19 protein-coding genes are annotated in these 24,973 nt (G+C 69.6%); 8 read left to right on the top strand and 11 right to left on the bottom strand.

All coding sequences use genetic code 11. The features are described from left to right. Nucleotides 1–113: 113 nt before the first annotated feature. From ACOJUJ_RS17680 to ACOJUJ_RS17670, 3 genes are all read right to left on the bottom strand, one after another. Entirely contained in the window at nt 114–2,465 is a 2,352-nt protein-coding gene (locus ACOJUJ_RS17680) for a TonB-dependent receptor domain-containing protein (protein WP_420128230.1), read from the bottom strand. A gap of 107 nt (nt 2,466–2,572) precedes the next feature. Then, nucleotides 2,573–3,976, bottom strand: a complete 1,404-nt coding sequence (locus tag ACOJUJ_RS17675; protein ID WP_420128229.1) for a PepSY-associated TM helix domain-containing protein — start codon at nt 3,974–3,976, stop codon at nt 2,573–2,575. A gap of 307 nt (nt 3,977–4,283) precedes the next feature. Further along, nucleotides 4,284–4,610: a hypothetical protein gene (locus ACOJUJ_RS17670; RefSeq protein WP_420128228.1), complete on the bottom strand. Its 327-nt coding sequence runs from the start codon at nt 4,608–4,610 to the stop codon at nt 4,284–4,286. Between the two features lie 734 nt (nt 4,611–5,344). Between ACOJUJ_RS17670 and ACOJUJ_RS17665 the strand changes: the two genes are divergently transcribed. Further along, nucleotides 5,345–6,775: a PLP-dependent aminotransferase family protein gene (locus tag ACOJUJ_RS17665; protein WP_420128227.1), complete on the top strand. Its 1,431-nt coding sequence runs from the start codon at nt 5,345–5,347 to the stop codon at nt 6,773–6,775. Nucleotides 6,776–7,264: 489 nt separating this feature from the next. On the opposite strand, the gene ACOJUJ_RS17660 is transcribed toward ACOJUJ_RS17665, so the two are convergent. The 4 genes from ACOJUJ_RS17660 to ACOJUJ_RS17645 all read right to left on the bottom strand — a co-directional run bounded on the left by ACOJUJ_RS17660 (nt 7,265) and on the right by ACOJUJ_RS17645 (nt 12,811). Then, nucleotides 7,265–8,374 carry a M57 family metalloprotease gene (locus ACOJUJ_RS17660; RefSeq protein WP_420128226.1) on the bottom strand — a complete coding sequence of 370 codons (1,110 nt, stop codon included), beginning with the start codon at nt 8,372–8,374 and terminating at the stop codon, nt 7,265–7,267. 312 nt (nt 8,375–8,686) lie between these two features. Next, nucleotides 8,687–10,084, bottom strand: a complete 1,398-nt coding sequence (locus ACOJUJ_RS17655) for a serine hydrolase domain-containing protein (RefSeq protein WP_420128225.1) — start codon at nt 10,082–10,084, stop codon at nt 8,687–8,689. Next, entirely contained in the window at nt 10,081–11,985 is a 1,905-nt protein-coding gene (locus tag ACOJUJ_RS17650; protein ID WP_420128224.1) for a serine hydrolase domain-containing protein, read from the bottom strand. Before ACOJUJ_RS17650 ends, ACOJUJ_RS17655 begins: the two co-directional genes overlap by 4 nt. A 199-nt stretch (nt 11,986–12,184) precedes the next feature. Further along, entirely contained in the window at nt 12,185–12,811 is a 627-nt protein-coding gene (locus ACOJUJ_RS17645; RefSeq protein WP_420128223.1) for a TetR/AcrR family transcriptional regulator, read from the bottom strand. Between the two features lie 104 nt (nt 12,812–12,915). Here ACOJUJ_RS17645 and ACOJUJ_RS17640 point away from each other — a divergent pair, with 104 nt between their 5' ends. After that, entirely contained in the window at nt 12,916–13,848 is a 933-nt protein-coding gene (locus ACOJUJ_RS17640) for an SDR family oxidoreductase (RefSeq protein ID WP_420128222.1), read from the top strand. 647 nt (nt 13,849–14,495) lie between these two features. Next, the gene (locus tag ACOJUJ_RS17635) at nt 14,496–15,872 is read left to right on the top strand and encodes a hypothetical protein (RefSeq protein WP_420128221.1); all 1,377 of its coding nucleotides are present in this window, start codon (nt 14,496–14,498) and stop codon (nt 15,870–15,872) included. Nucleotides 15,873–16,062: 190 nt separating this feature from the next. On the opposite strand, the gene ACOJUJ_RS17630 is transcribed toward ACOJUJ_RS17635, so the two are convergent. From ACOJUJ_RS17630 to ACOJUJ_RS17620, 3 genes are all read right to left on the bottom strand, one after another. Further along, entirely contained in the window at nt 16,063–16,374 is a 312-nt protein-coding gene (locus ACOJUJ_RS17630; RefSeq protein ID WP_420128220.1) for a HEAT repeat domain-containing protein, read from the bottom strand. A 321-nt stretch (nt 16,375–16,695) separates the two neighbouring features. Then, a complete protein-coding gene (locus tag ACOJUJ_RS17625) occupies nt 16,696–17,874 on the bottom strand; it encodes a zinc-dependent alcohol dehydrogenase (RefSeq protein WP_420128219.1) in 1,179 nt (392 codons plus the stop codon). Nucleotides 17,875–17,932: 58 nt separating this feature from the next. Beyond that, on the bottom strand, nt 17,933–18,424 hold the full coding sequence (locus ACOJUJ_RS17620) for a cyclase dehydrase (protein WP_420128218.1): 492 nt from the start codon (nt 18,422–18,424) through the stop codon (nt 17,933–17,935). Nucleotides 18,425–18,844: 420 nt separating this feature from the next. Between ACOJUJ_RS17620 and ACOJUJ_RS17615 the strand changes: the two genes are divergently transcribed. The 3 genes from ACOJUJ_RS17615 to ACOJUJ_RS17605 are packed head-to-tail and all read left to right on the top strand — an operon-like array spanning nt 18,845 to nt 21,828. Then, nucleotides 18,845–19,948, top strand: coding sequence for a two pore domain potassium channel family protein (locus ACOJUJ_RS17615; protein WP_420128217.1), 1,104 nt, complete (start codon nt 18,845–18,847; stop codon nt 19,946–19,948). A 36-nt stretch (nt 19,949–19,984) separates the two neighbouring features. After that, entirely contained in the window at nt 19,985–20,602 is a 618-nt protein-coding gene (locus ACOJUJ_RS17610; protein WP_420128216.1) for a hypothetical protein, read from the top strand. 53 nt (nt 20,603–20,655) lie between these two features. Continuing rightward, complete coding sequence (locus tag ACOJUJ_RS17605; protein ID WP_420128215.1) at nt 20,656–21,828, top strand: aspartate aminotransferase family protein; 1,173 nt, start codon at nt 20,656–20,658, stop codon at nt 21,826–21,828. 33 nt (nt 21,829–21,861) lie between these two features. Here the strand turns inward: ACOJUJ_RS17605 and queG are convergent, their stop codons facing one another. After that, the gene (gene queG / locus ACOJUJ_RS17600) at nt 21,862–23,028 is read right to left on the bottom strand and encodes a tRNA epoxyqueuosine(34) reductase QueG (RefSeq protein ID WP_420128214.1); all 1,167 of its coding nucleotides are present in this window, start codon (nt 23,026–23,028) and stop codon (nt 21,862–21,864) included. Between the two features lie 110 nt (nt 23,029–23,138). Here queG and ACOJUJ_RS17595 point away from each other — a divergent pair, with 110 nt between their 5' ends. Together ACOJUJ_RS17595 and ACOJUJ_RS17590 are read left to right on the top strand one after the other, a co-directional pair. Next, nucleotides 23,139–23,564 (top strand): GxxExxY protein, encoded by a 426-nt coding sequence (locus ACOJUJ_RS17595; protein WP_420128213.1) that lies wholly within the window; start codon nt 23,139–23,141, stop codon nt 23,562–23,564. Nucleotides 23,565–23,961: 397 nt separating this feature from the next. Further along, a partial coding sequence (locus tag ACOJUJ_RS17590) for an IS110 family transposase (RefSeq protein ID WP_420128212.1) occupies nt 23,962–24,973 on the top strand: 1,012 nt, incomplete at its 3' end.

Raw genomic sequence — 24,973 nt, 5'->3', positions numbered from 1 at the left:
CGCGCGGAAGACTTCGGACGCGGATGATGATTTCGGCCCCGGCGAACTCACTCGCCGGGGCCGAAATCCATCCACACCATCGTACGTCGATGCCGGGGCGGACGTCGGGCCGCTCAGTACGAATAGCGCGCCCCGACGTACAGCGAGCGCGGTGCGCCCGGGTACAGCACCCGCGAATCTGCCGCCGCCACGTTCAGCACGCCGACGGTGGCGGTGTAGTCGGTGTCGAACAGGTTGCGCACCTCGCCAAACAGCTCCCATCGCGGCGTGGACAGGCCGGCGCGCAGACCCACGAGCTCGTGCCCATCCACCACGTACGTGTTGGCGAAGTCCGCGTACCGTTCGCCGATCACGTCGAAGGTCGGGCCAACGTACGCCCCGCCGGCGTGGCGGTACAGCAGCTCCCCGCGCGCCGCGAACGTGGGTGCCGCGGGGAGGCGGTTGTCCCCGTAGACCGGATCGCCGTCGAAGTTGAACCGGTTGATGGTCAGGCTCACCAGCGGGTCGATTCGGTGGCGTGCGCCGATGGGCAGGCTCAGGCCGCCCATGGCCTCCACGCCGGCGTGGATCGTCCGGTCCACGTTCGTCGTGAGGCTGTTGCCGGGCGCCTGGGGATCGTCGACGGAAAGGATCTCGTCCCGGATCTGCCCGTAGTAGAGCGTGACCTCCCAGTTCCAGGCGCGCTCGGCCGAGGGCGCGGGGGTCGAGCGGACCCCGACCTCCCCCACGACGCCTGACATCGGGTCCAGGGTGGCGTCGCCGCCGCGGACGTTGTCTTCCATCTGAAAGGTGGTCGGCGCCTCGAACGTGCGGCTGACGTTGGCGTACGCCTCCAGCGCCGGCGTGAACGAGGCGATGACCCCGGCGCGCGGGTTGAACGACGTGTAGCGCCGCCGGGGGTTGTTCGTCGCGCCGCTCGCCGCGTCGGTGGTGCGCACGTCGCGGTCGGTGTTGACGTACTGCCCGCCCAACACCACGGTCCACCGCTCGGAGGCGCGCCAGCGGTCCATCACGTACGCCTCCAGGTTCTCGGAGCGGTTGTCGATGTGCTGGGTGATGCCGTTCAGCCGCCCGCCGTCGTTGCGGTAGTTTCCGCCATCGACCGCGCCGCGGCCGTAGTTGGCGCCCGCGACCAGGTCGTGCCCGCCGATCCGGTGGTTGTAGCGCAGCACGCCGCCGGCGTCGCGATGGTCGGTGTTGACGATCAGGCTGAACACCTCGACCGGCTCCTGCGGCCCGGGCCCGTCAAAATCGACCAGCACCTTGTCGACGATGGGGTGATACAGGTCCTGCGTCTCGTAGTACATCCCCGCCATCAGGCTGCTGTTCGCCGAAGGCGTCCACCTCATCCGCCCGGCCAGACGCGTGGTGGCGAGGTCCTTTCCGTAGTCGCCGCCCAGCGCCTGCCCGCTGGCCTGGCCGGGATCGGCGCCCACCTCGTCGCGGGTCAGCGCGCCGGGCAGGTCCAGCTCGCTGTCGACGTGGGTCCCGAACAGGCGCAGCTCGACCTCATCCGAAAGCAGCCACCCCGCGTTGCCGTAGATCCCCCAGCGCCGCTGGCCGCTGTGGTCGCGGTACCCATCCCAGTCGCGCCCCTCCACCGTCACCAGCCCGTCCAGCCGGGCGCCGGCGGTACCGGCGGAGGCGCGGCCGTTGAACGGGCCGTATCCGCCGCTGTTGGCCAGCAACGAAAACGGCGAGCTGTTGCGCGCCGTGGGCGAAACGAAGTCGATGGCGCCGCCCAGCGTGCTCGCCCCGTAGGTGAGCGCGTTGGGTCCGCGCGCCACCACGGCGTAGCGCACGCTGAGCGGGTCGATGGCGCGGTTGTGGTTGTTGCCGTCCGCCGTGGTGACGGGCATGCCGTCCTGCAGCAGCTTGATCCCGTTGTCGTCATAGTCCACCGCGTCCAGGTTGGAGCCGCGGCTGGAGAAAAAGAACTCGTCGGCGCCGGCGCTGCTTTCGGCCCACACCCCGGGCACGTAGCGCAGCGCGTCGGCCAGGTTGTTGACGGGCCGGCGGGCGAGGTCCTCGCCTCCGATCACGGTCACGGCGCCGGGAGTCAGGTCGCGCTCCGCTTCGAGGGCCGCCCTGGCGACCGCCGCCGTCACCACCACGCCGGGCAGCCGCAACGCCTGCAGCGTCACGTCGACCGTCACCGGCGCGGTACCCGCGACGTTCACGCGGCGCGTGACGGCAAGAAAGTCCGACGCGGCGACTCGGATCACATGCCCTCCCGGCGCCAGCCCCTCGATGCGGTAGCGGCCGCCCGCGTCGGTGGTGGCCGGGCGCCCCGTGGCCGGGCCGCCCACGAGCTCCACCCGCGCCCCGGCGACGGCGCCGCCGGACTCGTCCAGGACCCGTCCGCCGATGCCGCCCGTCTGCTGCGCGGCGCCCGGCAACGGCGTTCCCACCAGCAGCAGAACGGCCGCAAGCAGGACGGAGAGCGCGTTCGGCAGCCTCCCCACCCATCCCGCGGACCCCCTCCCGATGTTCCTCGTTTCACAACCCATGGTTCGATTTTCCTCTGTATGTGCGATCCGTGAGAGAGCGGCGGGTGTCGCCAGTCTCCGATTTACGATTTCAACGCGGTGCGCAGCGCCGGCACCCGCGAAACGACGGCAAGGTCGAGCAGCGCCACGACCGCCAGGGTGAGCGCCACCAGCGGAAACGCGAGCGACACCGCGAACATCAGGACCGCCGCGCGGCGCCAGAGACGGACGTCCCTGGGCATGGGCGGCGGGGCCAGGCGCCGCACCCCTGCGGGCCGGCGCATCCACCACATCGCCACTCCGCTGGCGCAGAGGGTGATCACCCCCAGGCACACCAGGACGTTCGCGGCAAGGTTCACCACGCTCACGTCCCCCTGGTGCAGCGCGATCCCCGCGGCCATCGCCTTTCCCAGCGGCGGATAGTCGGGAAAGCGGTAGTCGGCGAGGACCCGGCCCGTGTACTGGTCAAGGTGCATCACCCGGTCGCGCCGCGGGTCGGTGACGTCGCCGCTCATGGTGGCGGCCGCAAGCGTCCAGACGCCGTCGGAACCCCGCGGAACGTTCACCCGGTAGCCGGTGAAGCCGTTGTCCCGCGCGAACGCCACCACCGCGTTCAGGCGGACGGGCATCCCCTCCGGAATCCCCGGCAACCCGGAGAGCGAGCCCGAGGCGGGCATCGGCGTCTGCTCCAGCGCCCACGGCACCTCCCGAAGCACGCCGCGGTTCAGGGATGCGTGCGTCGCCTCCGCGGGCGGCGACTGGATTTGTGCCGGGGGTAGGCTGCTGAACCCCTGCACCAGCCGGCCGCCCCACACCGGCGTCCACGCAAGGCCGGAAAGGAGAAAAAAGGCGAGCACGCCCGAGCTCCAGAACCCGACGGATGCGTGCAGGTCACGCCAGCCCGGGCGACGCCGTCCCCGCATCCGCGGCCACAGCACCGCGCGCTGCTCCCCGCGCGGCCACCACAGGAACAGGCCGGTGGCAAGCAGCAGCACGGCGAACCCGGCGGCCACCTCGACCAGCAGGTCACCGGCGGTGCCCAGCAGCAGCGTACCATGGATCTTCTTCGCCCAGGCGTAGGGCGTCTGAAGCGGGTCCTGCGCGCCCAGCACCGTCCCGGTATAGGGATCGACGAAGACGGTGAGCGTCTCCTCTCCCTGGTGCGCTGCGTGAGCGCCCCCGCCGCCGTGGCCGGGGACGATGGACACCTGCGCGGAGCGATCCGCCGCGCGCGGCGGGAGGTACATGGCCACCGTGGTGTGCGGGTACGCCTCGCTCACGCGGCGCACCTGCTCCTCGGGCGTCAGCGCGGCCTCGCCGGGGGCGACCTGGAGCAGATCGCGGTGGCGGAGCGCGTCGACCGGCTCGCTCAGCAGCATCACCATGCCGGTGGTGGCGAGCACCAGGAGAAACGGGACCACGAAAAGCCCCGCGTAAAAGTGCCAGCGCCACGCGGCCAGGTAAAACCGGTTGGATTCGTTCGTCACGGGACCGCGCGTGACGGCGTGGCCGCCGCGCGGGCGCGGGCGGGGAGCGGAAAGCTCGATTGGATCATGTTCGCCTCGAATGGCTGTTCGCACGGCCGCCCAAGCGGTACGACGCGGCACGGCGTCGATCACGCGTGATGGCACGCGGGATCGGACCGGGCGCCGGGATCGCTCCGGGGCCGGTTGGCTTGCGTCACCGCAGGGTGGCGCGCGTCAGGACTTGCGAATCAGGGTTTGGCCACGCGGGATGGCACGGCGTCGCGTTCACGCGGCGGCCGAACGTCGCTCCACGGGGGAGCGGGCGTGGTCAGGCGAGGCGGGCGGGGGGAGCGGTGGCGTAGGGAAGGACGTACGGACGGCGCCCCGCGAGGACGGGCGCGTCTTCCAGCACCGGGATGTTGTGCGTCGCCAGCAGGGGCGCGGCGCGAAGGACGGCGGGCGACGGCAGCGGCGCCACGGTCCCCAGCGCGCACGAGCCCAGGCAGGTGCACGTGCCCTCGTGCCCGCCCGGCGCGTGTGAATCCGATGAATGTGCCGTGTCGTGCGCCCCACCGTGCTCCATCGCCGGCGCGGCCGGGGAGGCCGTGGCGATGGCGTCGTGGTGCGGACACGGATGCACGCCGAATGTGTCCACGCTCCCGTTGAGGAGGAGGACCATCCATGCCCAGAGGGCAATGAGCCGGCGCGCGGGAGATCGGGTCACGAGCGGGGATTCGGGATGACTCAGCCTGGAACAATGTACGTGGCCGTGCCCGGTCGCGGAAGTAAGGTGTTTCCCGCGCCGCTGTGGGATGATCTCCGCGTTTCCGTCCATGCCGCGTGATCGCCTGATGCGGTTCGGGGGAACGCGGCAGCCGCGGCACCACGTCCGCGGCTGAGCGTGCCTACGGTTTCCGCTGATTCGCTGTGATTCCGGCCTTTTCGAAGGAATCTCACGCGGAGGCGCGGAGAAGCGTGACGTTCTCCGCGTCTCCGCGCCCACTGCGTCTCCGCGTGAACCGGCAGTAGAACTCCGAGTGCACAGCGAACCATGGGAATGGGAATCATCCTGGCGGCCCCCAATCATTGTCCTCCGCGCGAACCCGATCTCCTCCCGCACCCACGTGTCCGCCTCCGCCTCGACGCGCGCAATCGGCCGAGCCTCCGGGCGGCTGAACTTGCAAACGCCGGCCCTGGCGAAGAACGCAGGGTGCGTGCGGGCACCGTCTTGCGCACCGCCCACGCAGGACAGATCATCCCTTCACCGCCGCCCGCAGCGGGCGGCTACAGAGGCGGGAACCGTTACCCGGGTGGAACGGCGCGCAAACGCGCCGGACCGCACGTTCGCCGGACATCCGCCTCGCGGCCCTACCCCCCATAGCACCGACTTTGGATTTCCCGACAGCCGCCAAGGATCCCACGCGCGGGGCCGGAGGGCGAACGTGGCTGCCCAGCATCGGCGACGCGCCGGCGCCGCTGTACGCGGCCATCGTCGACGCGCTGGCGCGTGACATCGGCGGTGGGCTTCTTACGCCCGGCCAGCGGCTTCCGACCCATCGCGAGCTGGCAAAGGCGCTGGGCACCTCCGTGGGCACGGTCACCCGCGCCTACCTGGAGGCGGAGCGGCGCGGCCTGATCCAGAGCCGTGTGGGGCGGGGCACGTTCATCCGCGACTACACGGACTGGGACTCGTACTCCCCGATGGTGGACCGCCGGCGTATCGACCTGGGGCCCATGGCGGTCCCGGCGGTGCCGGGGGACCCCGGCCACGGAGCACTGGCCACGGCGCTGGCGCGCCTGAGCGCCCGTGCGGACCTGGTGGCGCTGAGCGGCTACCAGGAGCACGGGGGGACGGTGGAACAGCGCGAGGCGGGCGTCCGGTGGCTGGCGCTGAGCGGCGTTTCCGCCCCGGTGGGCGAAGTCTCGGTCTGCGCCGGTGCCCAGCACGCCACGTCGGTCCTCCTGGGGATGCTCGCGTCCGGCGCGGGAGTGCTGGTGGAAGAGCTGAGCTACTCCGGGGTGCTCAACGCGGCGAAGCAGCTGCGGCTTCCCACGCACCCCGTCGCCATGGACGGCGAAGGGCTGGTGCCGGAAGCCCTGGGGGACGCGGCGGTCCGGTCCGGGGCAAAGGTGCTCTACTGCACGCCCACTCACCACAATCCCACGGGAATCGTCACCCCGCTCCGGCGGCGCGAGGCGATCGTCCGGGTGTGCCGGGACCACGACCTCACGATCATCGAGAACTCGGCGCTTAGCCCCCTGGCCGCCACGCCGCCACCGCCGCTGGCGGCGCTCGCCCCGGAACGGACGTGCTACATCGCAAGCCTGTCCAAGGCCACCGTCCCCGCCCTTCGCGTGGGCTACATCCGCAGCCCGCCCGCGCTGGCGGAACGCGTGGACCTGGCGATAGGGGGAAGCATCTGGTCCATGTCGCCCCTGCTGGCGGAGATCGCGACCACGTGGATCGAGGAAGGGACGGCGGAGGCGCTTCTGGACGCTAGGCGCGCCGAGGCCGCCGCGCGGCAGGCCATCGCGGCGGAGGTGCTGCGCGCCCACGGCGCGGCCGAAGGTGGGGAGTCGTACTTTCTGTGGCTGCCGCTTCCCGACGACCGCTCCGCGCTGGAGGTGGTGGAGGAGGCCGCGTCCAGGCACGTGCTGATCGGCCCGGCCCACACCTTTGCGGTGCGGCCGGGCAACGCGCCCAACGCGGTTCGCCTGTCGCTGGGTGCGCCCCGGTCGCGCGAGGAACTTGTGCAGGGCCTCCGCATCCTTTCCGAGATCCTGGATGAAGACCCGCGGCCGCGCCGCCGCGGCTTCTGAAGCGCGGGATCACCGCGGTCCCGGCCTCTGCGCGTGTTCAAAAATCGACCGAGATCTTTGATTACTGAGCCTGAGGCTGAGCCTGAGAGGGTGTCGCCAAACCGTCCACAGCACTGACTTCCCGAGGGGGTGCCGCTCCGCAAACTGCTTTCACGCGAAGGGGGCGCCGACCGAAGGATCTCGTCTGCCTGGCTGAGAGACGTGAACGGCTCCCGAGGGCTGGGCCTTGAGCGACCCGACAAAGATCCTTCGGTCGCGCGCAAGCTTCGGTGGGGATGAAAGTTACGGGCGTGCGCTCCCTCAGGATGACAGTTGGCCTCAGGTGGGATCAGGCGAGGTTTGGCAGCACCCTCTCATGCTCACGTCAGAGGGTGTCGCCAAACCGTCCACAGCGCTGACTTCCTGACCTGAGGGAGCCGCCGCTCCGCAGGCTGCTTTCACACAAAGGGTTGGCGCCGACCGAAGGATCTCGTCTCCCGCCGCAGCCCCTCAGCAGCTTCCGACGGGGGCGGACGCGGTGGCCAGGCTGCCTCCGTTGGGGTACTGGATGACCACCTCGTACAGCCACGCTTCCTTGCGGGTGTAGGTCGTGGTCATCACGCTGCAGCTGGACGTGCCCGTCCACGAACGCTGCGTGTCGTGCAGGGTGACCAGGCCGGAGCCGGAGCCCAGCACCCACTCCTCGTTGATCGTCTCGGGGGGCAGCCGGCCGGCGCGCTCGTAGCGGTTGTGCAGCAGGCGCACGGCGAACGCGCCCGTGGCCCCGAACGGGTAGGTCCAGGTGACGCGGGGATGGCCCCCGTCGTTGACCACCGTCACCACGGGCGGCGGGAGGGGATACATGGTCTGCGCGGCCTTGCGGTCGTACGCGCTCAGGTGCCGGTCCTCCAGGCGGGCGTTCATGACCGACGCGTCGTCCCCGCCGCTGTAGGGGGTGCCGTAGACGTGCAGCGGCTCCGGCTCGTCGTTCTGCAGCCAGTCGGTGTGCTGAAAGCCGATAGTATGGCCCAGGTTGTGGAGCATGATGGAGATCTTCTCCTCCCACCTGTACTCCAGGTCCGCCCGCTGGCAGGTGTTCAGCACGATCACCGCGCCCGGGCCGCCCCCGCTGGGAAACTCCGCTTTGGCGATACCCCCGTTGTCGTCCGGGGGAAAGCACTGCAGCTGCACGGTGATGTCACCCGGCGAGCCTTCCACCATCCGGATGTAGCTGCCCTGGATGGCGCTCCATTCGGCCATCGCGGCCCGCGCGGCGTCAGCCCAGTGCGGCTCCGCGCCCATCTGGCTAAGGTCCACGCGCAGCTGGTGGATGCGCGGCGATCCTACCAGCTGTGCCGTGCGGAACTGGAACATCGGCCGCAGGGGCCCGGAACCCCGGCGCGGGGCGGACGCCAGCGCCGACTTCCGGAGCAGGACGTCGCCCTCGGCAACCACGTAGTCGCCCCACTCCTTCCACCCCTCGCTACTAAGACCCCGCGCCTCGATGGCCTGGGGAATCCAGCTCTCTTCGCCCACCGCTTCCGGCGGTGTGGGTACCGAGTCGCAGGCCGCCACCGCCGCGGCAAGCAGGAACGGCACGATCCATCTCTCGTTTCGCATCACAAACCCTCCAGGGGTGTGGGTAAGCATCGCCTCCGGGACGGCGGCGAATCCTCATTAGCACGTCTTAAATAGCACGATATTATGATTGTATCGATACAATATGCGGCACGTACGAGCGGTGGTGCGGCAAATCCAATAGCCGCAGCCTCAACCGATATCAGCACCCGAGCTTGGTGGAGCGCTCCGGCGATCCACCCTCGGCCCCGTCAGCCGGTCACCTCCTGATGCGCCCTTTCCGCTTTCACGGAGCTTCTTGGCCGGCGTTCCGCGCCAGCCACGCATCGTCTACGTGTCGCGTCTGCTGGTCCCTCAGCGCGTACCGGGATCCGCGGCAGGCGCGGGCGCGCGGCGTTCGAGCGGGATCGCGTAGAGCTGCTGGAACAGCGTAAACCGCGGAGAGCGTCCCTCCACCGGCTCCGCGAACTCCACGAGAATGCCGTCGTGCGTGTTGGTAAAGCGCCTTGCGCCGATGTACTCCAGCGCGAACGGCTCCTGCCCCTCGGTCTGCGCCTGCAGCCCCGCGCCGGCGCGCCGCACCGTGATGGCGATCCCGTAGGCGGGCGCCGCGTACACCCCCTCCAGCGGGGCCGCCAGGGAGTCGGGGAGCGCCACGGGCAGAAAGGACGGGAGCGGGGCACGACCGTCCAGCAGGATGTCCCAGATGTGGAAAAACAGGCGGTTCGCCGGATAGTTGTGTCCGTTGAGGGTCAGCGCGACGGACAGCGAGTCCTCCGGCAGGTGCCCCATCAGCGCGGAAAAGGCGCCGATGCTGCCGTCGTGCGAGTACCCGGTCCTGGATGTGCCCGGGATGGAGAACGGGCTCATCCCCTTGCCGCTCCTGCGCGTGCCGTCGTCGAACCCGTTCAGCATCTCGTGCAGGCTGGCCGGGCTGACCAGGCCGCCGGAAAAGAGCACGTGCAGAAAGCGGGTCAGGTCGGCCGCGGTAGAGGCGGCGGCGCCAGCCCCGCCCGCGTTCTCGATGGCGTGGTCCGGCTGCAGGGCCCAGTGGCCGTCACCGTAGAAGTAGGACCGCGCCTCGTTCGCCTCCGGCCGGATCACCCCGCCCATCGCGGTACGCTCCAGCCCCGCCGGGCGAACGACGCGGCGCGCCAGCTGCTCGGCGTAGGTCGAGCCGGTGAGCGACTCCACGACGTAGCCCAGCAGCAGGTAGTTGCTGTTGCTGTAGCGCCGGCGCGTGCCGGGGCTGAACTGCCGCGGGGCCGCGGTGATCCTGGTCAGGAGCGAGTCCCGGCTGAGCGCACGCTCGGGATTCATCCCGGGGACAAAGTCACCGATGCCGCTGGTGTGCCCGAGCAGGTCACGCATGGTGATGGAGTCGGCGGCGGGGATCCGCGGGAAAAAACGGCCCAGCGGGGTGTCGAGGGTCAGCCTGCCCTCGTCCACCAGCTGATAGACCATCACCGCCGTGAGCGGCTTGGTGACGGACCCCACCCGGTAGCGCGTGGCGTTGTCCGCCCGAACCCACCCCGACGCCGCGCTGTCGCGAAAGCCGATGGTGCGGTTGTACAGCAGCCGCCCGCGATGCCGGACCGCGACCGAGCCCATCACGCGGTCGTGGGACGCGAGGGTGGAAAGCAGACTGTCCAGCCGCGCGGCGGCGTTCGCCGGCACCTGCGCGGCCGCGCGGCCCGCCAGGAGCGTTGCCAGCGACGCGGCCAGGAGGAGCGCGTTTCGGAGCATGGTCATCCGTGGTGCGGAGCGAAGGTCGGGTGAGCACTGCGTGCAGCGCATGATTCAGATTTCGTATCGGCACGATGTCGTTGCCCGGGCAGCTTCCACCGTGGATCTTCCGTCTCGGCGCGGGTGTGAGAATCCTCCGCGGCGGGTGGATGACCGCGGGGAGGCTCCTTCCGTTCCGCCGCGGGCTCCGGCCGCGCCGGGGGGGGACAGGCGGCGGACGCACCCCCCTGCCCCACGCGGTTGAACCGCAGCGCGTACACGCGGTCGTCACCGAGCGTAAAGCCGGCGACCTCGCCGCGGCAGTCGGTGACGAAGCGGATGAGCCCATACGAGAAGGTGAATCCGTCCCGGAACACCTTGTCGGCCTTTTCGGGAGACCCTGGCCCGCCATGCACCACCCGCAGCGTGCCGTCGTCGCCCGCGCGCAGCTCCCAGGTCACCCCCATCTCCGGGCTTTCGTAGCGCCCGGCGTAGCGTGCCGGATCCGCCGCGGTGTCGCCGGCGGGGCCGGCGTAGTGAAACTCCACGGGCGCCACGCCGGCGCTCTCCCGGCGAACGGTCCCCGGGCCGAACCGGTAGGTTGTTTCCGTCGAGACCACGCGGAAGCGCCCGCCGCCCAGCGGCTCCAGCGGACGGAGCACGCCCGGGGCAACCTGCACCCGCAGCGCGCCCGAATCGACGACGAACGTCCGCATGAGCGTGCTGGCGCTTACGTACACGCCGGCAAAGCGCGCCAGGTCCCCGTCGTCCACCGCCGAAGCCGGGGGGGCGGGCGCGGCGGGCGCAGGGGCTTCCGCCGCCGCCAGCTCCGTCCCCAGCAGGCCATCAGACAGGTGGCGGGCCCGCATGGCGGCCTCGGCCGTGGCGCCGTTGCACAGCACGGCGATGCTCAGCCGCTGGGCGGGAAAGGTCACCAGCGCGGCGCGGAATCCCTCGCCGGCGCCCGTGTGCGAGACGGCGCGCAGCCCCCGGTACTCCCCCAGCTCCAGGCCCAGTCCGTACATCACCTCGGACCCGTCCGCCAGCGTCGCGGGCGTCTCCATCATCCGCATCGCTTCCATCCCGCCCACCCGTCCGGCGGCCAGGGCCTCCGCCCAGCGCAGCAGGTCTTCGACCGTGGAGTACATCCCCCCGGATCCCAGGGCCAGCACGGGCTCGGTCGATTGGGTCCACACCGAGTCGGCGTAGTCGTATCCCGCGGCCCGCCGGGAGGCCTGGCTCAGGTCCTCCGGAAAGGTGGTGCTGTTCATCCCCACCGGCGCCAGGATGCGGTCCCGCACGAACTCCGGAAGTGTGCGCCCGGACACCCGCTCCACCACCTGTCCCAGGAGAAAGTAGCCGGAGTTGCTGTACGCCCAGTCGGTGCCGGGGACAAAGTTGAGCTCCCGCTGTCGCACGATGGTCTCCATGGCGTCCCGCGTGGTGACCCGGCGCCCTCCGCCGCGCTGCATGTACAGGATCGACAGGTAGTCGCGCAGCCCGCTGGTGTGCGTGAGCAGCTGCCTCAGCGTGATGGTGTGGCCGTAGTCAGGCAGCTCGGGGATCCAGCGCCGCACGTCGTCATCCAGCGACAGCCGGCCGTCCTGGGCCAGCAGCACCACGCTCATGGCCGTGAACTGCTTGGCGACGGACCCGATGCGGTACACGGTGGATGGCGACGCGGCGCGGCGCTCGTCCAGCTGCGCCAGTCCGTAGGCCCGCGCGAACAGTGGCTGGCCGTGCCGTGACGCGGCGGCGGCGCACCCCGGCCCATCCGGCCCCAGGTCCTTGAACACGGTGTCCACCCAGGCGATCGCGGGAGCGGAGCTGGCGGAGGATGCCTGTCCGGACGCCGGGCGGGGAGCCAGGAGAACCGCGGCGCAGACGATCAGGACGGAGGATGAAAAGCGGGAGGGGGAGCGTGCCATGGCGAGCATCCGATTGTGATGTGAATCCGGAGCGAGGGAGCATCGGCCCTCGCGTCTCGGTCACAATCAGACTCCGTACTAGTACAATTGGTTGCACGGCCGGAACTCCTGTTCCGGATCCAGGCCCAACATCCATACCCGTCCGCCCGGGACGGCGGGAGGTCCATCCCTTTCCCCGCTAACCTTTCCCGCGGGCGGGTCAGGCCCCGGCCGGGCAGAGCTCGGCCCTCACGCTGTCGAAGGCATCCCGGAGAAACGCGGCCATGGGCTTGGGCGGCCCGTCCGGGTCGTTCCAGCGCTGTGTGGTAAGCCGCATGGCGCCAATGCTCACCACCGCCACCATCCACAGACCTGTGCGGCGCTGGGGCTGCCTCCAGACCTCGCACAGCGTGGCGAAGAGCGCCTGCTCCTGCGCCGCGTAGAACGTCTGCTTTCGCGCGAGCAGCGACTCGCTGGACCGCACCAGCCGGTCGAGCGTCGTCATCTGCTCCGTGGTGTAGCGCGAGATGTACTCGATCATCAGGTCGCGCACGGCGTCCAGCGGCGGCACGTCCGGCGACGTCTTCAGCAGGTCGGCCCGCATGCTGTCCCAGCTGGCCTCCTGCCAGAACATGACGATGTCGTCCTTGGAGCCGAAGTACGAAAAGAAGGTACGGCGCGAGATCCCGGCTTCGGCCGCGATCACGTCCAGGGTCGTGCCCTCGTAGCCGTGGGCGAGGAACAGCCGGAGCGCCGTTTCGGCGATGCGCTCACGCGTTTCGCGGCGCTTGCGGTCACGCGCGCCCTCGGCGGGGACGACGCGCCACGGGGGGAGAGTTTCTGACATGGGATGACCCTTGCAATTTTGCACCTGGTGCATTATTAATTGCACTGAGTGCAGATTATTCTTATGCTCAGTCTACCTCTTACCTCCCTGGAAAGGCAAGAACCATGGCGAACTGGACAGACATCCCCTCCCAGCGCGGCCGCACGGCCGTGGTCACCGGAACCGGCGGCCTGGGGTACGAGGACGCGCTGGCACTGGCCCGCGCGGGCGCCACCGTCATTCTCGCGGGCCGCAGCCGCGCGAAGGGTTTGGCCGCCGTTCAGCGCATCCGCCAGGACGTCGCCGGCGCCGACCTCCGTTTCGAGGAAGTGGATCTCGCCAGCCTGGCGTCGGTCGAGGCCTTTGGCACGCGGCTGCGCGAGTCGCGGGACAGCCTGGACCTGCTGATCAACAACGCGGGGGTGATGACACCGCCGAATCGACAGACGACCTCCGACGGGTTCGAGCTGCAGCTGGGCACCAACCACCTGGGCCACTTTGCCCTGACGGCGCACCTGCTTCCCCTGCTGCGCAACGGGAGCACGCCCCGCGTGGTGACCGTCTCGAGCATCGCGGCGCGGAACGGCGCCATCCACTTCGACGACCTGCAGTCGGAGCGCGGCTACAACGCCATGGCGGCCTACAGCCAGTCCAAGCTGGCCTGCCTGATGTTCGCCCTGGAGCTGCAGCGCCGCGCCGACGCCGGCGGATGGGGCATCCAGAGCATCGCCGCCCATCCGGGCATCTCGCGCACGGACCTGCTGCCCAACGGCGCGGGGGCGTGGAGCGCGGCGGGGATGGCGCGCCGGTTCCTGTGGTTTCTCTTTCAGCCGGTGGCGCAGGGCGCGTTGCCCACGCTCTTCGCGGCGACCTCGCCCAGCGCCCGCGGGGGCGCGTACTACGGACCTGACCGGCTTGGCGAAAGCCGCGGCCATCCCGCCCAGGCCAGGATCCCGCACCAGGCGCTGGACCGGGACGCCGCCGCTCGGCTGTGGAGCGAGTCGGAGCGGCTGACAGGTGTGTCGTTTTCCCCCGCCGCGGAGCAGACCCGCCGATGAAGCCCCGTACCGTTGCCGTCACCGCCCGGCCGCTCCGGTCCTGCCGATGCGGGCACGCGGAGCCCGGATGGAGGCGACCGGCCTGACGCCGGGAACCGGTGACGAAATCCCTCCCGGGATCGTCCGAAAAAATCTTTGCGTTTCGGCGATCGGCTGATTACTCTTTGCAGATCAGGAACGCACACATCCGGTCGGATCTTGTGGGATGCGCTCGATTCACCTCGAGTAAACGCTATCGACCTCAGGCGAGCCGTAGCGGCAACCACCGCCATGTGGGCGAGAAGAGAAGGACATAGACGAGCGGACTCTCTGGCGCGGGATCCGGATCGATCGCGTGTGAGAGCCGGGGCCGAAGGGCGGGTTGTGCCGTCGAACTGCCGGCGGATACACCCGCGGCCACCGCCGCTTGCACGAAGACATTCCCCAGGCGTTGCCGCCTCGGAGCCGGGCGACGGCGTTCACGGGGACGAAGGGGCTGGAGAGGCCAGGAGCGAGGTCGGGGAGGAGCCAGCAGCGCTCCGCTGCTACCACTCGCGGATGTCTCACATGTTGGATGACAACCTTCGGCTTAGCCACCGGATCCGTGCCTTTGCCGCCGGCCTCCTGCTCCCCCGCCGCCACCACGTCGAGCGGTCCGGGAGGCCGGCATGAAGACCGCGCACGCCGTTTTCGAGAAGGTCGGCGTCCCCCCGTTCCCGGGATCGCTGGGGCTCGTGAACGCGTACCTGGTCCAGGCGCTCGAGAAAGCGGGCTACCGCACCCGGGTGCAGGGGCCCGTGCCCGCGTCGAAGATCCAGCTGCTCCTGCCGCTGCACCTGGCGAAGGCCCGCGCCGAGTTCGTCGCGGCGTCCCCCGCCGACCTCGCGCTGTACGACGACGGCGGCCTCAGGCTGTGTCCTCCCGGCCGGCAGTGGGCGCGGCGCAGCGCGGTCTTTTACCACGGCCTCTTCTGGAACACGGGAAGCTGGCTGGGAAACGAATCCATCGACCTTCACCTGGGCAACTCCGACTACCTCGCGCGGGTGCTCACCTCCCTGCTCGCCTTTCCCGACTGGGAGCGCCGCCGCTGCCTGGACCCGCGCGCCTTCGGCAAGGTGGCCGCCGTTCCTCTGGCGCTCCCCTGCGTCGAGGAACCCGACGGGTGCGACGTGCCGGGGGCGGAGATCCCCTTCGCGGTGCGCGCGCTGCTGGACAGCGGCGACGTGGTGGGGCACGCGCTGCAGCCGGACAAGCAGGACGCGCTGGCGACGGTGAGCATCCTGGCTACGCTCAACGAGCTGGCGCGCGAAGCCGGCGGTCGCCCGGTGCGCCTGCTCACGCTGGAAGACAACCTCTTGGGCAGCCGGCTGGAGTCGATGCGGCGCCTGCTCCAGCCCCGCGGCTGGACCCCCGAGGACCTGTTCGTGCCGGTGCCTGCGCTGAACCAGCGCGCGCTTTTCCAGCTGATGCGGCAGTGCGCGTTCGGGCTTGCGTACAACACCGTCCCCGAGAGCTTCGGGTTCTACGTGCTCGAGTCGGTGTACAACGGCTGCCCGGTGTTCACCAACGGCTGCGGCAACATGCGCCACCTGCTCCCCGAAGGGCACGGGCTCGACGTCTTTGAGCCCGCGGCGATCGTCGAACGAGGCCCGCAGGCCTGCGAGGTTGTCGCGCACCGCATCCACGCCGCGCTCATGGACCGGGCCGCGCTGCGGGCGAGGTGCGCAATGGGCAGGGCGTACATCGACGCGCACTACCACCGCCGGGCGATGGAGGCGGCGCTGGGCGCCGCGCTGGCGCTGCCCGAGGCCTCCCTGGTCGACTTCGAGTCCCTGCAGGTAGAGCTCGGCCCGCTCGTCCGCCAGTACGACCGCGCAGCGCGCATCGTCGTCTCCGACCTTCGCAGCGGCGTCCTGAGCCCGGGCCAGGCGCGCGCCCTCGCCGAGCTGCCCGGCCGGAGCTGTGCGGAGTTGAAGGCGCTGGACCCCGACGCGCGGTCGCTCTTCGATCTGGGCGTGCTCAGCCTGCGCGAGGCCGGCGAGTGAAGGTGAGAAGGCAAGGCACGTGGCGGGTATCCCCTCCGGTCCATGTGCGCTCACCGCGGAGCCGACTACCGGGCCTTGGACGTCCGGATCGTAGCGGAGCCGATCAAAGGAAAGACGCGGGCGAACCATAAAACGGTCATCGTCACGCGGACAGTAATTAACTCTGCAGAAATCCCCCACCCCCCCGTCGTCAACTCGCCAGCGCCCCGCCGATCTCCTCCCGCACCCACGCGTCCTCCTCCACCTCCGCCCTCCCCCGCACGGCCTGCCGCGCCGCCTCCGTGCCGATGCGCCCCAGCGCCCACGCCGCGTGGCCGCGGATGAGCGGCTCCTCGTCGTTCAGCGCGATCGCCAGCGCGGGGACGGCCTCGGGCGAGCCCCAGTTGCCCAGCGCGACGGCGACGTTGCGCAGCAGGCCGCGGCGCTTGGCCCGCTTGATCGGCGAGCCCTTGAAGCGCGCGCTGAACTCCTCCTGCGTCATCGTCATGCATTCGATCAGCAACGGCCCATCCAGCCCCTCGCGCGGCAGGAATGCCTCCTCCGACGAGGGCGTGGCGAACCGGTTCCAAGGGCAGACTTCCTGGGAGATGTTTCGACTTCCCCGTTTCTCGATCCCGCTCTCGACCGGACGAGAACGGTGCGAGCGAAGCCCGGGGATACCTTTCCCTGACCCGTAGGAAGCTTTTCGAGGCAAACCGGCCCCGCCGTCCATGCGGCGGACGGCGGGGCCGGTCTTCGCCGAAAAACATCGGGGCGAATCGCCACCTTCACGGCCCCGGCGGCTCCACGGCCGCCGGGGCCTTCGTGCATCCGCCGCCCGGTCCTAGTCCCAGGGCTTCAGGACCACCTTGATGCAGCCATCCTCCTTGTCCCGGAAGGTCTTGTACATCTCGGGGCCTTTGTCGATCGGGACGGTGTGCGTGATCACGAAGGAGGGGTCGATCTCACCGGACTCCACGCGGCGCAGCAGCTCGTCGTGAAAGCGCGGGACGTGCGTCTGCCCGGTCTTCATCGTGAGCGCCTTGTTCATGTAGGAGCCCATGGGAATCTTGTCGACGAAGCCCAGGTAGACGCCGGGCACGGAGATGGTCCCGCCGGGGCGGCAGCACATGATGGCCTCGCGGATCACGTGCGGACGGTCGGTCTCCTGCATGAGCATCGTCTTGGCCTTGTCGTACAGCGAGTCGATGCTCCCGGCGGAGTGCGCCTCGGCGCCCACGGCGTCGATGCAGCGGTCGGGGCCGCGTCCGCTCGTCATCTCCATCAGCTGGTCGTAGACGCCCACCTTCATGAAGTCGATGGTCTCCGCGCGGCCGTGCGTGCGGGCCATCTCCAGCCGCTCCGGCACGCGGTCGATGGCGATCACCCGCCCCGCCCCCAGCATCCAGGCGCTCTGGATGCAGAACTGCGCCACGGGGCCGCATCCCCACACCGCCACCGTGTCGCCCGGCTCGATCTCCGCGTTCACCGCCGCCATCCATCCGGTGGGAAAGATGTCGGAGAGGAAGAGCACCTGCTCGTCGGGAAGGTCGGAATCGATGCGGAGCGGCCCCACGTCGGCGTAAGGAACGCGCAGATACTGGGCCTGCCCTCCGGCGTAACCGCCCGTCAGGTGCGAGTAGCCGAACAGCCCCGCGGTGGTGTGCCCCATCACCTTCCGGGCGAGATCGGCGTTGCGGTTGGTGGTCTCGCACAGCGAGTAGAGGGTCTTCTGGCAGAAGAAGCAGGCGCCGCAGGAGATGGTGAAGGGGATCACCACGCGGTCCCCCTTCCGCAGCCGGCGCACCTCGCTCCCCACCTCCTCCACGATCCCCATCGGCTCGTGGCCCAGGATGTCGCCCGGCTCCATGAACGGGTTGAACCCGTCGTACAGGTGCAGATCCGACCCGCAGATGGCGGTCGAGGTGATCCGCACGATGGCGTCGGTGGGATCGACGAGGATGGGATCCGGTACCTGTTCGCACCGCATGTCCGCGCGCCCGTGCCAGCTCAATGCTTTCATCGTAACCGCTCCGGTCTGAGAAAGGGACCCGCCACTCGAGCGGGCGCCCGGCGCTCCGTCAGTCGTGCCGCACCGGCTCGTTCTTGCTTGCGCTGAGCTGGCGCGCGACCACCACGTCCAGCACCGTCACCCCGACGATCGCGCTGATCGCCTTCAGGACGTTGTCGCGCTTGGGGTTGTCCTTGCGCAGTCCGCTCGCGAGCGTCGCCAGGTCCAGCGCGTCGCCCGCGACGCGCCCCCACACCCACCCGGCCGGCTTTCGATTGGAGAGGATTCCCACCCCCTTGGCGATCTCGCGAAAGCCATAGAGGCGGACGAGGTTCTTCTTGTCCTCCAGCCCTAGCTCTCCCGCGATCTTTTCCGGGGCCACCACCTCGGCCAGCCCCAGAGCGATGCTGAACCACCCCACCCCCTTCGCCATCGCCTCACCGTCGTCGATCCTCCTCTCGGTGGCGAGATTCCAGCCGGGAGTGCGGGTCCCGGTGCCGAGCACCCCCGCATCCTCCGGCCGGAAGGCCCGCGCGCGTGTCACCGCCGTCGTCGCTTCCATGCTTCTTTCCCTCCGCCTCGTTTGAGTGCGCCTCGTCCGAGTGCGCTCACCCGCGCCGTTTCACCGGCGGGGCGGCAGGGAGGCCGCACGGCATGGACCGGCGAAGTGAACACCCACACGCAGATCCCGGCGCGTGCTACCGGGCGGCGCAGTGCCGATGCGAGGGTGCCCGGTGACACGCGACGTGGCCGGCGCTTTGCCGACCCCCGCCCGCCCGCCGGGCCGAGCCACGGGTGGCCAGCCCGCACGCTCGCGTCGGGTACGGCCATCGAGTGGGTTTCCCGGCCAGCGGATCGACGTCTGGTGCGCCGCGGAGGCGCGGCAGGGGATCAGGATGGCGGCGGTGCGGCGGCCTGGTCCGCCGCACGCTTGCGCACGGCGCGGGCACATGCTGGGTTCCCCTCGATCAGGAGGCTGGCCATGCAGGACTGGTTGGAGCCGCTCGCCGGCGCCGTCGTGCTCGCGATCACCCTGCTGGACGTGTTCCTCACCGTGCTGTACGCGCGTGCGGGCGCCGGGCTTCTCGCGCCGCGGCTTGCCCGGGGCGTGTGGCGCGTCTTCCGCGGGCTGGCCGGCGGAAGGCACGCCCGCATCCTCAGCTACTGCGGGCCCGCACAGCTCGTCGCGCTGGTGCTGACGTGGGGCGTGCTGCTGGCGCTCGGCGCCGGCCTCGTCATCCATCCGGCGCTCGGCACCGGCGTCACATCCAGCTCCGGCCCCTCCGAAACGGATTTCATCACGGCGATGTTCGTAGGAGGCAGCAGCATGTCCATCGTGGGCGCCAGCGACTACGGCCCCACCAGCCCGGGCTACAAGCTGCTCTTCCTGTTCAACTCGCTGGTGGGGATGTCGGTGACCTCGCTCACCCTCACCTACCTCATGCAGGTCTACTCGGCCCTGCGCAGCCGCAACACGCTCGGGCTGATGGTGCATACGCAGAGCGGCGAGACCGGCGACGCCGCGGAGCTGATCGCGCGCTGGGGCCCGGAAGGACGCTTCGACGGCGGCTACAACAACCTGTCCACGCTGGCCGGGCAGGTCGCGGCGATCAAGGAGACGCACCACTTCTATCCCGTGCTGTTCTACTTCCGCTTCCAGGAAACCTTCTACGCGGCGTCGCGCATGCTGCTGGTGATTCTCGACGCGGCCGCGCTCATCCGCACCGCGCTGGATCCGCGCGAGGTAGGCTGGCTGCAGAAATCCGCGGGCCTGGACGAGTTGGAGCGGAGCAGCGCCCTGCTGCTGCGCACCCTCAAGGAGAACTTCCCAGTGCATGATGCGCCGTCCGCGGACAGCGCGCAGTCGCGTGAACGCGGGCGTCTGCGCTACGGGCGGGCCCTGCTGCGGCTGCGCGAAGCGGACATCCCCACGCGCGCGGATCCGGAGGCCGGCGCGCGCGAATACGTGGAGCTGCGCGCGCGCTGGGAGCCGGACATCGCGGGGGTGGCGCCCGCGCTCGGCTATCGGATGGAGGAAGTGGATCCGGCGGGTTACGGCAGGGCGCCGCGCGGGCCGGGCGGCTGAGTACCACGCACTTTTCATCCTGACTGGAGGCACACCATGATCAGCCGTGGCCTGCTCGTACGCCTGGAAGCCAGGTCGGGGAAGGAAGAAGAGGTCGAAGCGTTCCTCCATTCCGCGCTCCCCCTGGTGCAACGGGAAGCCGGGACCGTCGCGTGGTTCGCCGTGCGCTTTGGGCGAGGCGAGTACGGCATCTTCGACGTCTTTCCGGACGACCAGGCACGTGACGCACACCTCGCCGGACCGGTGGCCCAGGCGCTCACCGAGCGCGGGGGCGAGCTCTTCGCGCAGGCACCCCGCATTCAGAAGCTCGTTGTCCTTGCCGACAAAATGCCGGCGGTGGCGCCAGGCGAGCCGGACACGAAAGGCCTGCTGCTCACGTTCAGGGCGAAGTCCGGACACGAGGCCGACGTCGAGCAGTTTCTTCGTGACGCGCAGCCGGTGGTCATGGACGAGCCGAAGACGACGGCGTGGTTCGCGATCCACACCGATGAGGGCGAGTATGGCATCTTCGACGTCTTTCCGGACAACGGCGGCCGCTTCACGCACCTTGCCGGCGGGGTTCCGCGCGAGCTCGCGAAGCACGCGCTCACCTTGCTCGGCTCGCTCCCCGACCTGGAGATGCTGAACGTGCAGGCGGAGAAGCTGGGGGGCTGAGGTTCAATGGCCCGTGAGCTCGAAAGACCCCGCTCTAACCCCTGGAGGCGGCCATGGACGTGGCGCAGCGCGACCGTCGATACCTGGCCCGCGCGGAGGCGGCAGAGGGCGTGCAGGTCGCCCGCTCGGAAGGCAGCGTCATCTTCGACCACCATGGCAAACGGTACGTCGATTTCACGGCCGGCTGGTGCGTCGGCAACCTGGGCTGGGGCAACGAGGAAATCCTCGCCGCCGTCCGCGGCTTCGACGGCCCGGCCTACGTCCACCCGGACTACACCTTTCGCGGCTGGTCGGAGCTGGCGGAGGCCCTGGCGGAGATCACGCCCGGCACGCTGACGAAGTGCTACCGGGCGACGGGCGGATCCGAAGCCGTCGAGATCGCGATGCAGGTGGCGATGGCCGCCACGGGGCGCCAGGGCTTCATCTCCCTGGCCGGCTGCTACCACGGCAACACCATCGGGGCGCGCAGCCTGGCCGGCGACCGCGGGACGTACCCCAACCTGCTGCCGCACTGCCGGCAGGTGCAGCCGCCGCTGGACGGCCGGGCCGCCGACCGTGTGGAGCGGCTGCTGAAGGGCGAGAAGGTCGCGGCGTTCATCATGGAGCCGGTGGTGTGCAACCTGGGCGTGTTGATCCCGACGGCGGAGTTCATGGCGCGGGTACGCGAGGCGTGCCGCAGGCACGGCACGCTGTTCGTCATGGACGAGGTGGCGACCGGGTTTGGCCGCACCGGCAGGCTGTTCGCGTCCGAGCACTTCGGCCTGGATCCGGACGTGTTGTGCATGGCCAAGGCAATTACCGCGGGCTACGCGCCGATGGGGGCCACGCTGGTGACGAAGGCGGTCGCCGACGCCGCGGGGGTAGACTTCTACTCGACCTACGGCTGGCACCCGCTGTCCGTGGCGGCGGCGCTGGCGAACCTGAAGTACTGGCGCAGGCACGGCGCGGCGCTGCTGGCGAACGTGGCCGCCCGGGGCGACACCTTCCGGGCGCGGCTGGGCGGGATGAAGTTCGCGGAGCAGGCGTCGGTGCGCGTCAAGGGGCTGGCCATCGGCGTGGAGTTTGGCGAGGACAGCGACTATGCGTCCCGGCTTGGCGAACGCTGCCGGGAGGCAGGCCTGCTGGTGAGCGCGGAGAAGGAGAACCTGCTGACCATGTTTCCTGCCCTGACGATTGAACCGGAGGTGGTGCGGGAAGGGCTGGATATCCTGGAGAGGTGTCTGTAGGCAGCGAAGGGCGGGCCTCCGGCGGCGAGTCGCTTACCCCTCGCCCAGCCCCACCGCGATCTCCTCCCGCACCCACGCGTCCTGCTCCACCTCCTCCCTCCCCCGCAGCGCCTGCCGCGCCGCCTCCGTGCCGATGCGCCCCAGCGCCCAGGCCGCGTGCCCGCGCACCAGCGGCTCCTCGTCGTGCAGCGCGATCGCGAGCGCCGGGACGGCCTCCGGCGAGCCCCAGTTGCCGAGCGCGACGGCCACGTTGCGCAGCAGGCCGCGGCGCTTGGCCCGCTTGATGGGCGAGCCCTTGAAGCGCGCGCTGAACTCCTCCTGCGTCATCGTCATCCACTCGATCAGCGACGGCCCGTCCAGCCCCTCGCGCGCCAGGAACGCCTCCTCCGACGAGGGCGTGGCGAACCGGTTCCAGGGGCATACTTCCTGGCAGATGTCGCAGCCGTAGATGCGGTTGCCGATCATCGGCCGCAGGTCGCGGGGGATGGGGCCGCGCAACTCGATGGTCAGGTAGCTGATGCACCGCCGGGCGTCCATCCGCGGCGCGCCGGCCTCGTCGCGGCCCAGCAGGGCGCCGGTGGGGCACGCGGAAACGCAGGCGGCGCAGGTGCCGCAGTGGTCCCTGGCGAACGGGGCGTCGTACGCCAGCTCCGCGTCCAGCAGGATGGTGCCCAGGAACCAGTAGGAGCCCCGGCGCGGCTGGATGAGCATGGTGTTGCGCCCGAACCATCCCAGCCCCGCGCGCGACGCCAGCTCGCGCTCCAGCACCGCGCCCGTGTCCACGTACGCGCGCCCCCGCACCGGCAGAAGCTCGGTGTTGATCCAGTCCTGGAGCGCGATCAGGCGCTCCTTCATCAGGTCGTGGTAGTCGTGGTTGCGCGCGTACCGTGCAACGATCCCGCGCGACGGATCGCCCGGTACCGCGGGGTCCGCGTCCGCGTTGAAGTACTCCATCGCGACGACGACGGCGGAGCGCGCGCCGGGCACCAGCACCGCCGGCTCGCGGCGCTTGGCGACGGCGTCTTCGCGGGCCAGGTACGCCATCTCGCCGTGCATCCCCTCCGCGATCCAGCGCGCGTACGCATCTCCGTACGCGCTCGCGTGCGCAGGCGCGAAGCCCACCGCCCCAAAGCCCATCTCCCGGGCCTTCTGGCGGATGCGATCGGAAACCTGCTGCAGTGAAAGCGCTTGCGTCGGCATGCGCCCCGGTACACCCCCGCCCTGCTCCCGTGCCCCTTCCAGACTGTTTGTCTACGCTGTAAACTTACATTGACGCCAAGCCACATAGCACGCGATGCAGGGATGGGTGGATGACAGAGATCAATCAGATCACGGGTGAGATCGTAGACGCCGCCTACCGCCTTCACAGCCGGTTTGGGCCGGGCATGATCGAGACAGCATACCGGCTGATTCTTGCCCATGATCTGAAACAACGGGGATTGCACGTCGAGCAGGAAAAACAGATCACGTTCGAGTACAAGGGGATCTCGATTGCGAACGCGTTCCGTGTGGATCTGCTGGTGGAGGAAAGCGTCGTCGTGGAACTGAAGTCGCTGGAGAAGCTCGCACCGGTGCACACCCGTCAGATCCTTACCTACCTGCGGCTGCTTGACCTGCCGGTGGGGCTGCTCATCAATTTTGGCGAGGCGCGGCTGAATGACGGGCTGCACCGCATTGTAAACAACCGTGCCTCGAGCGCCGCGGCCGTCATTGTCCCGAGCCGACGGTTCCGCTGAACTGAGGAAGGGTACAGAGGAACAGACAAATGTCAGAGGAACAGAGGGGGCCCATCCCCCATTGTTCTCTGTTCCTCTGGCTGTTCTCCGTTCCTTATAGTTATTCCGGAGTTATCCACGGGCTGCGAGGAGAGTGCCCCCACGCGTTGCTCCCCGCAGCAGGTTGTGGATAACTCCGCCGGAAGCTTGTTTTTCGCACACACGCACCGCCGCGCTACGGATAACTGTTCCATTCGGCAACGAATATACAGAGACGTACGAGCGCGTCGGTGTGCTCCGGTCCAGCAACGAATACTCTGGATGCTGACCCGTCCCTGAGGTCTCGCCTATAAGGCTTTCGCGGGACCGGAGCTGTGCGTGTGTAGTCCTTCACCCCTCATTTCCGGGGAGGCGTGGAATGAACGACACGATCGCACTCGCTGCCCGCATCGGGATCGACTGGGCCGATGATCACCACGACTTGTGCCTGCAGGAAGATGGGTCGGACGTCCTCGAAGCCGGCCAGATCCGGCAGGACCCCCGCGTCCTGGCCGACTGGATTGCGGCGCTTCGCCAGCGCTTCGGCGGCCGCAAGGTAGGCATCTGCGTGGAAACCAGGCGTGGCGGCCTGGTGGCCTCGCTGCTCGAGCACGACTTCATCGTACTCTTCCCGGTGAATCCGCGGACGCTGAAGCGTTTCCGCGAGGCATTCGCGCCTAACGGTGCCAAGGACGACCCGGACGATGCGCACCTCCTGCTCGAACTCCTCAGCAAGCACGAAGACCGGCTGCATCGCTGGACGCCTGACGACGCCGAAACCCGCGCGATCTCCCGCCTGGTGGAGTCCCGGCGCAAGGCCGTGGACATGCGCACCCGGCTCATCAACCAGCTCACCGCGGAGCTGAAGGGCTACTTTCCGCAGGCGCTGTCCTGGGTGGGTGAGCTCGACACCCAGCTCGCCACCGACTTCCTCCAGCGCTGGCCCACGCTCCCGGCCGTGCAGAGCCAGAAGGCGCAGACGATCCGCAAGTTCTACTACGGCCACAACTGCCGCCGCGCAGACCTGATCGAGCAGCGGATCGCGCAGATCCAGACCGCGGTCGCGTTGACGAACGATCCGGCGATCGTGGAGATCTCCGCGCTCAACGTACAGGTGCTCGCCCGGCAGATCGAAGCGCTCCGATCCGGCATCACCCGCTACGACAAGGAGATCGCAAACCGCTTCGGCAAGCACCCCGACGCCCACCTCTTTGAATCACTCCCCGGCAGCGGTGCGGCGATGGCGCCCCGCCTTCTGAGCGCCTTCGGCAGCCGGCGCGACCGCTTCCAGAACGCCAGCGAGGTCCAGGAGTACAGCGGCATTGCACCCGTGACGAAGCGGAGCGGCAAACAAAGCCAGACTACTTGGCGCTGGGGCGCGCCGAAGTTCG

The organism is Longimicrobium sp. (assembly GCF_048594345.1).
In the GTDB taxonomy this organism is placed as follows: Bacteria; Gemmatimonadota; Gemmatimonadetes; order Longimicrobiales; family Longimicrobiaceae; genus Longimicrobium.
Note: the sequence above shows the minus strand (reverse complement) of the source record. Positions and strands in the feature narration are given on the sequence as shown.

Bases quoted from the DNA above. Each gene is read 5' to 3' on its own strand.
- ACOJUJ_RS17640 (WP_420128222.1), top strand. From the start codon at position 12,916: ATGGCGAACTGGACAGACATCCCCTCCCAGCGCGGCCGCACGGCCGTG.
- ACOJUJ_RS17635 (WP_420128221.1), top strand. From the start codon at position 14,496: ATGAAGACCGCGCACGCCGTTTTCGAGAAGGTCGGCGTCCCCCCGTTC.
- ACOJUJ_RS17605 (WP_420128215.1), top strand. From the start codon at position 20,656: ATGGACGTGGCGCAGCGCGACCGTCGATACCTGGCCCGCGCGGAGGCG.
- ACOJUJ_RS17595 (WP_420128213.1), top strand. From the start codon at position 23,139: ATGACAGAGATCAATCAGATCACGGGTGAGATCGTAGACGCCGCCTAC.
- ACOJUJ_RS17620 (WP_420128218.1), bottom strand. From the start codon at position 18,424: ATGGAAGCGACGACGGCGGTGACACGCGCGCGGGCCTTCCGGCCGGAG.
- ACOJUJ_RS17610 (WP_420128216.1), top strand. From the start codon at position 19,985: ATGATCAGCCGTGGCCTGCTCGTACGCCTGGAAGCCAGGTCGGGGAAG.
- queG (WP_420128214.1), bottom strand. From the start codon at position 23,028: ATGCCGACGCAAGCGCTTTCACTGCAGCAGGTTTCCGATCGCATCCGC.
- ACOJUJ_RS17625 (WP_420128219.1), bottom strand. From the start codon at position 17,874: ATGAAAGCATTGAGCTGGCACGGGCGCGCGGACATGCGGTGCGAACAG.
- ACOJUJ_RS17650 (WP_420128224.1), bottom strand. From the start codon at position 11,985: ATGGCACGCTCCCCCTCCCGCTTTTCATCCTCCGTCCTGATCGTCTGC.
- ACOJUJ_RS17660 (WP_420128226.1), bottom strand. From the start codon at position 8,374: ATGCGAAACGAGAGATGGATCGTGCCGTTCCTGCTTGCCGCGGCGGTG.
- ACOJUJ_RS17615 (WP_420128217.1), top strand. From the start codon at position 18,845: ATGCAGGACTGGTTGGAGCCGCTCGCCGGCGCCGTCGTGCTCGCGATC.
- ACOJUJ_RS17645 (WP_420128223.1), bottom strand. From the start codon at position 12,811: ATGTCAGAAACTCTCCCCCCGTGGCGCGTCGTCCCCGCCGAGGGCGCG.
- ACOJUJ_RS17655 (WP_420128225.1), bottom strand. From the start codon at position 10,084: ATGACCATGCTCCGAAACGCGCTCCTCCTGGCCGCGTCGCTGGCAACG.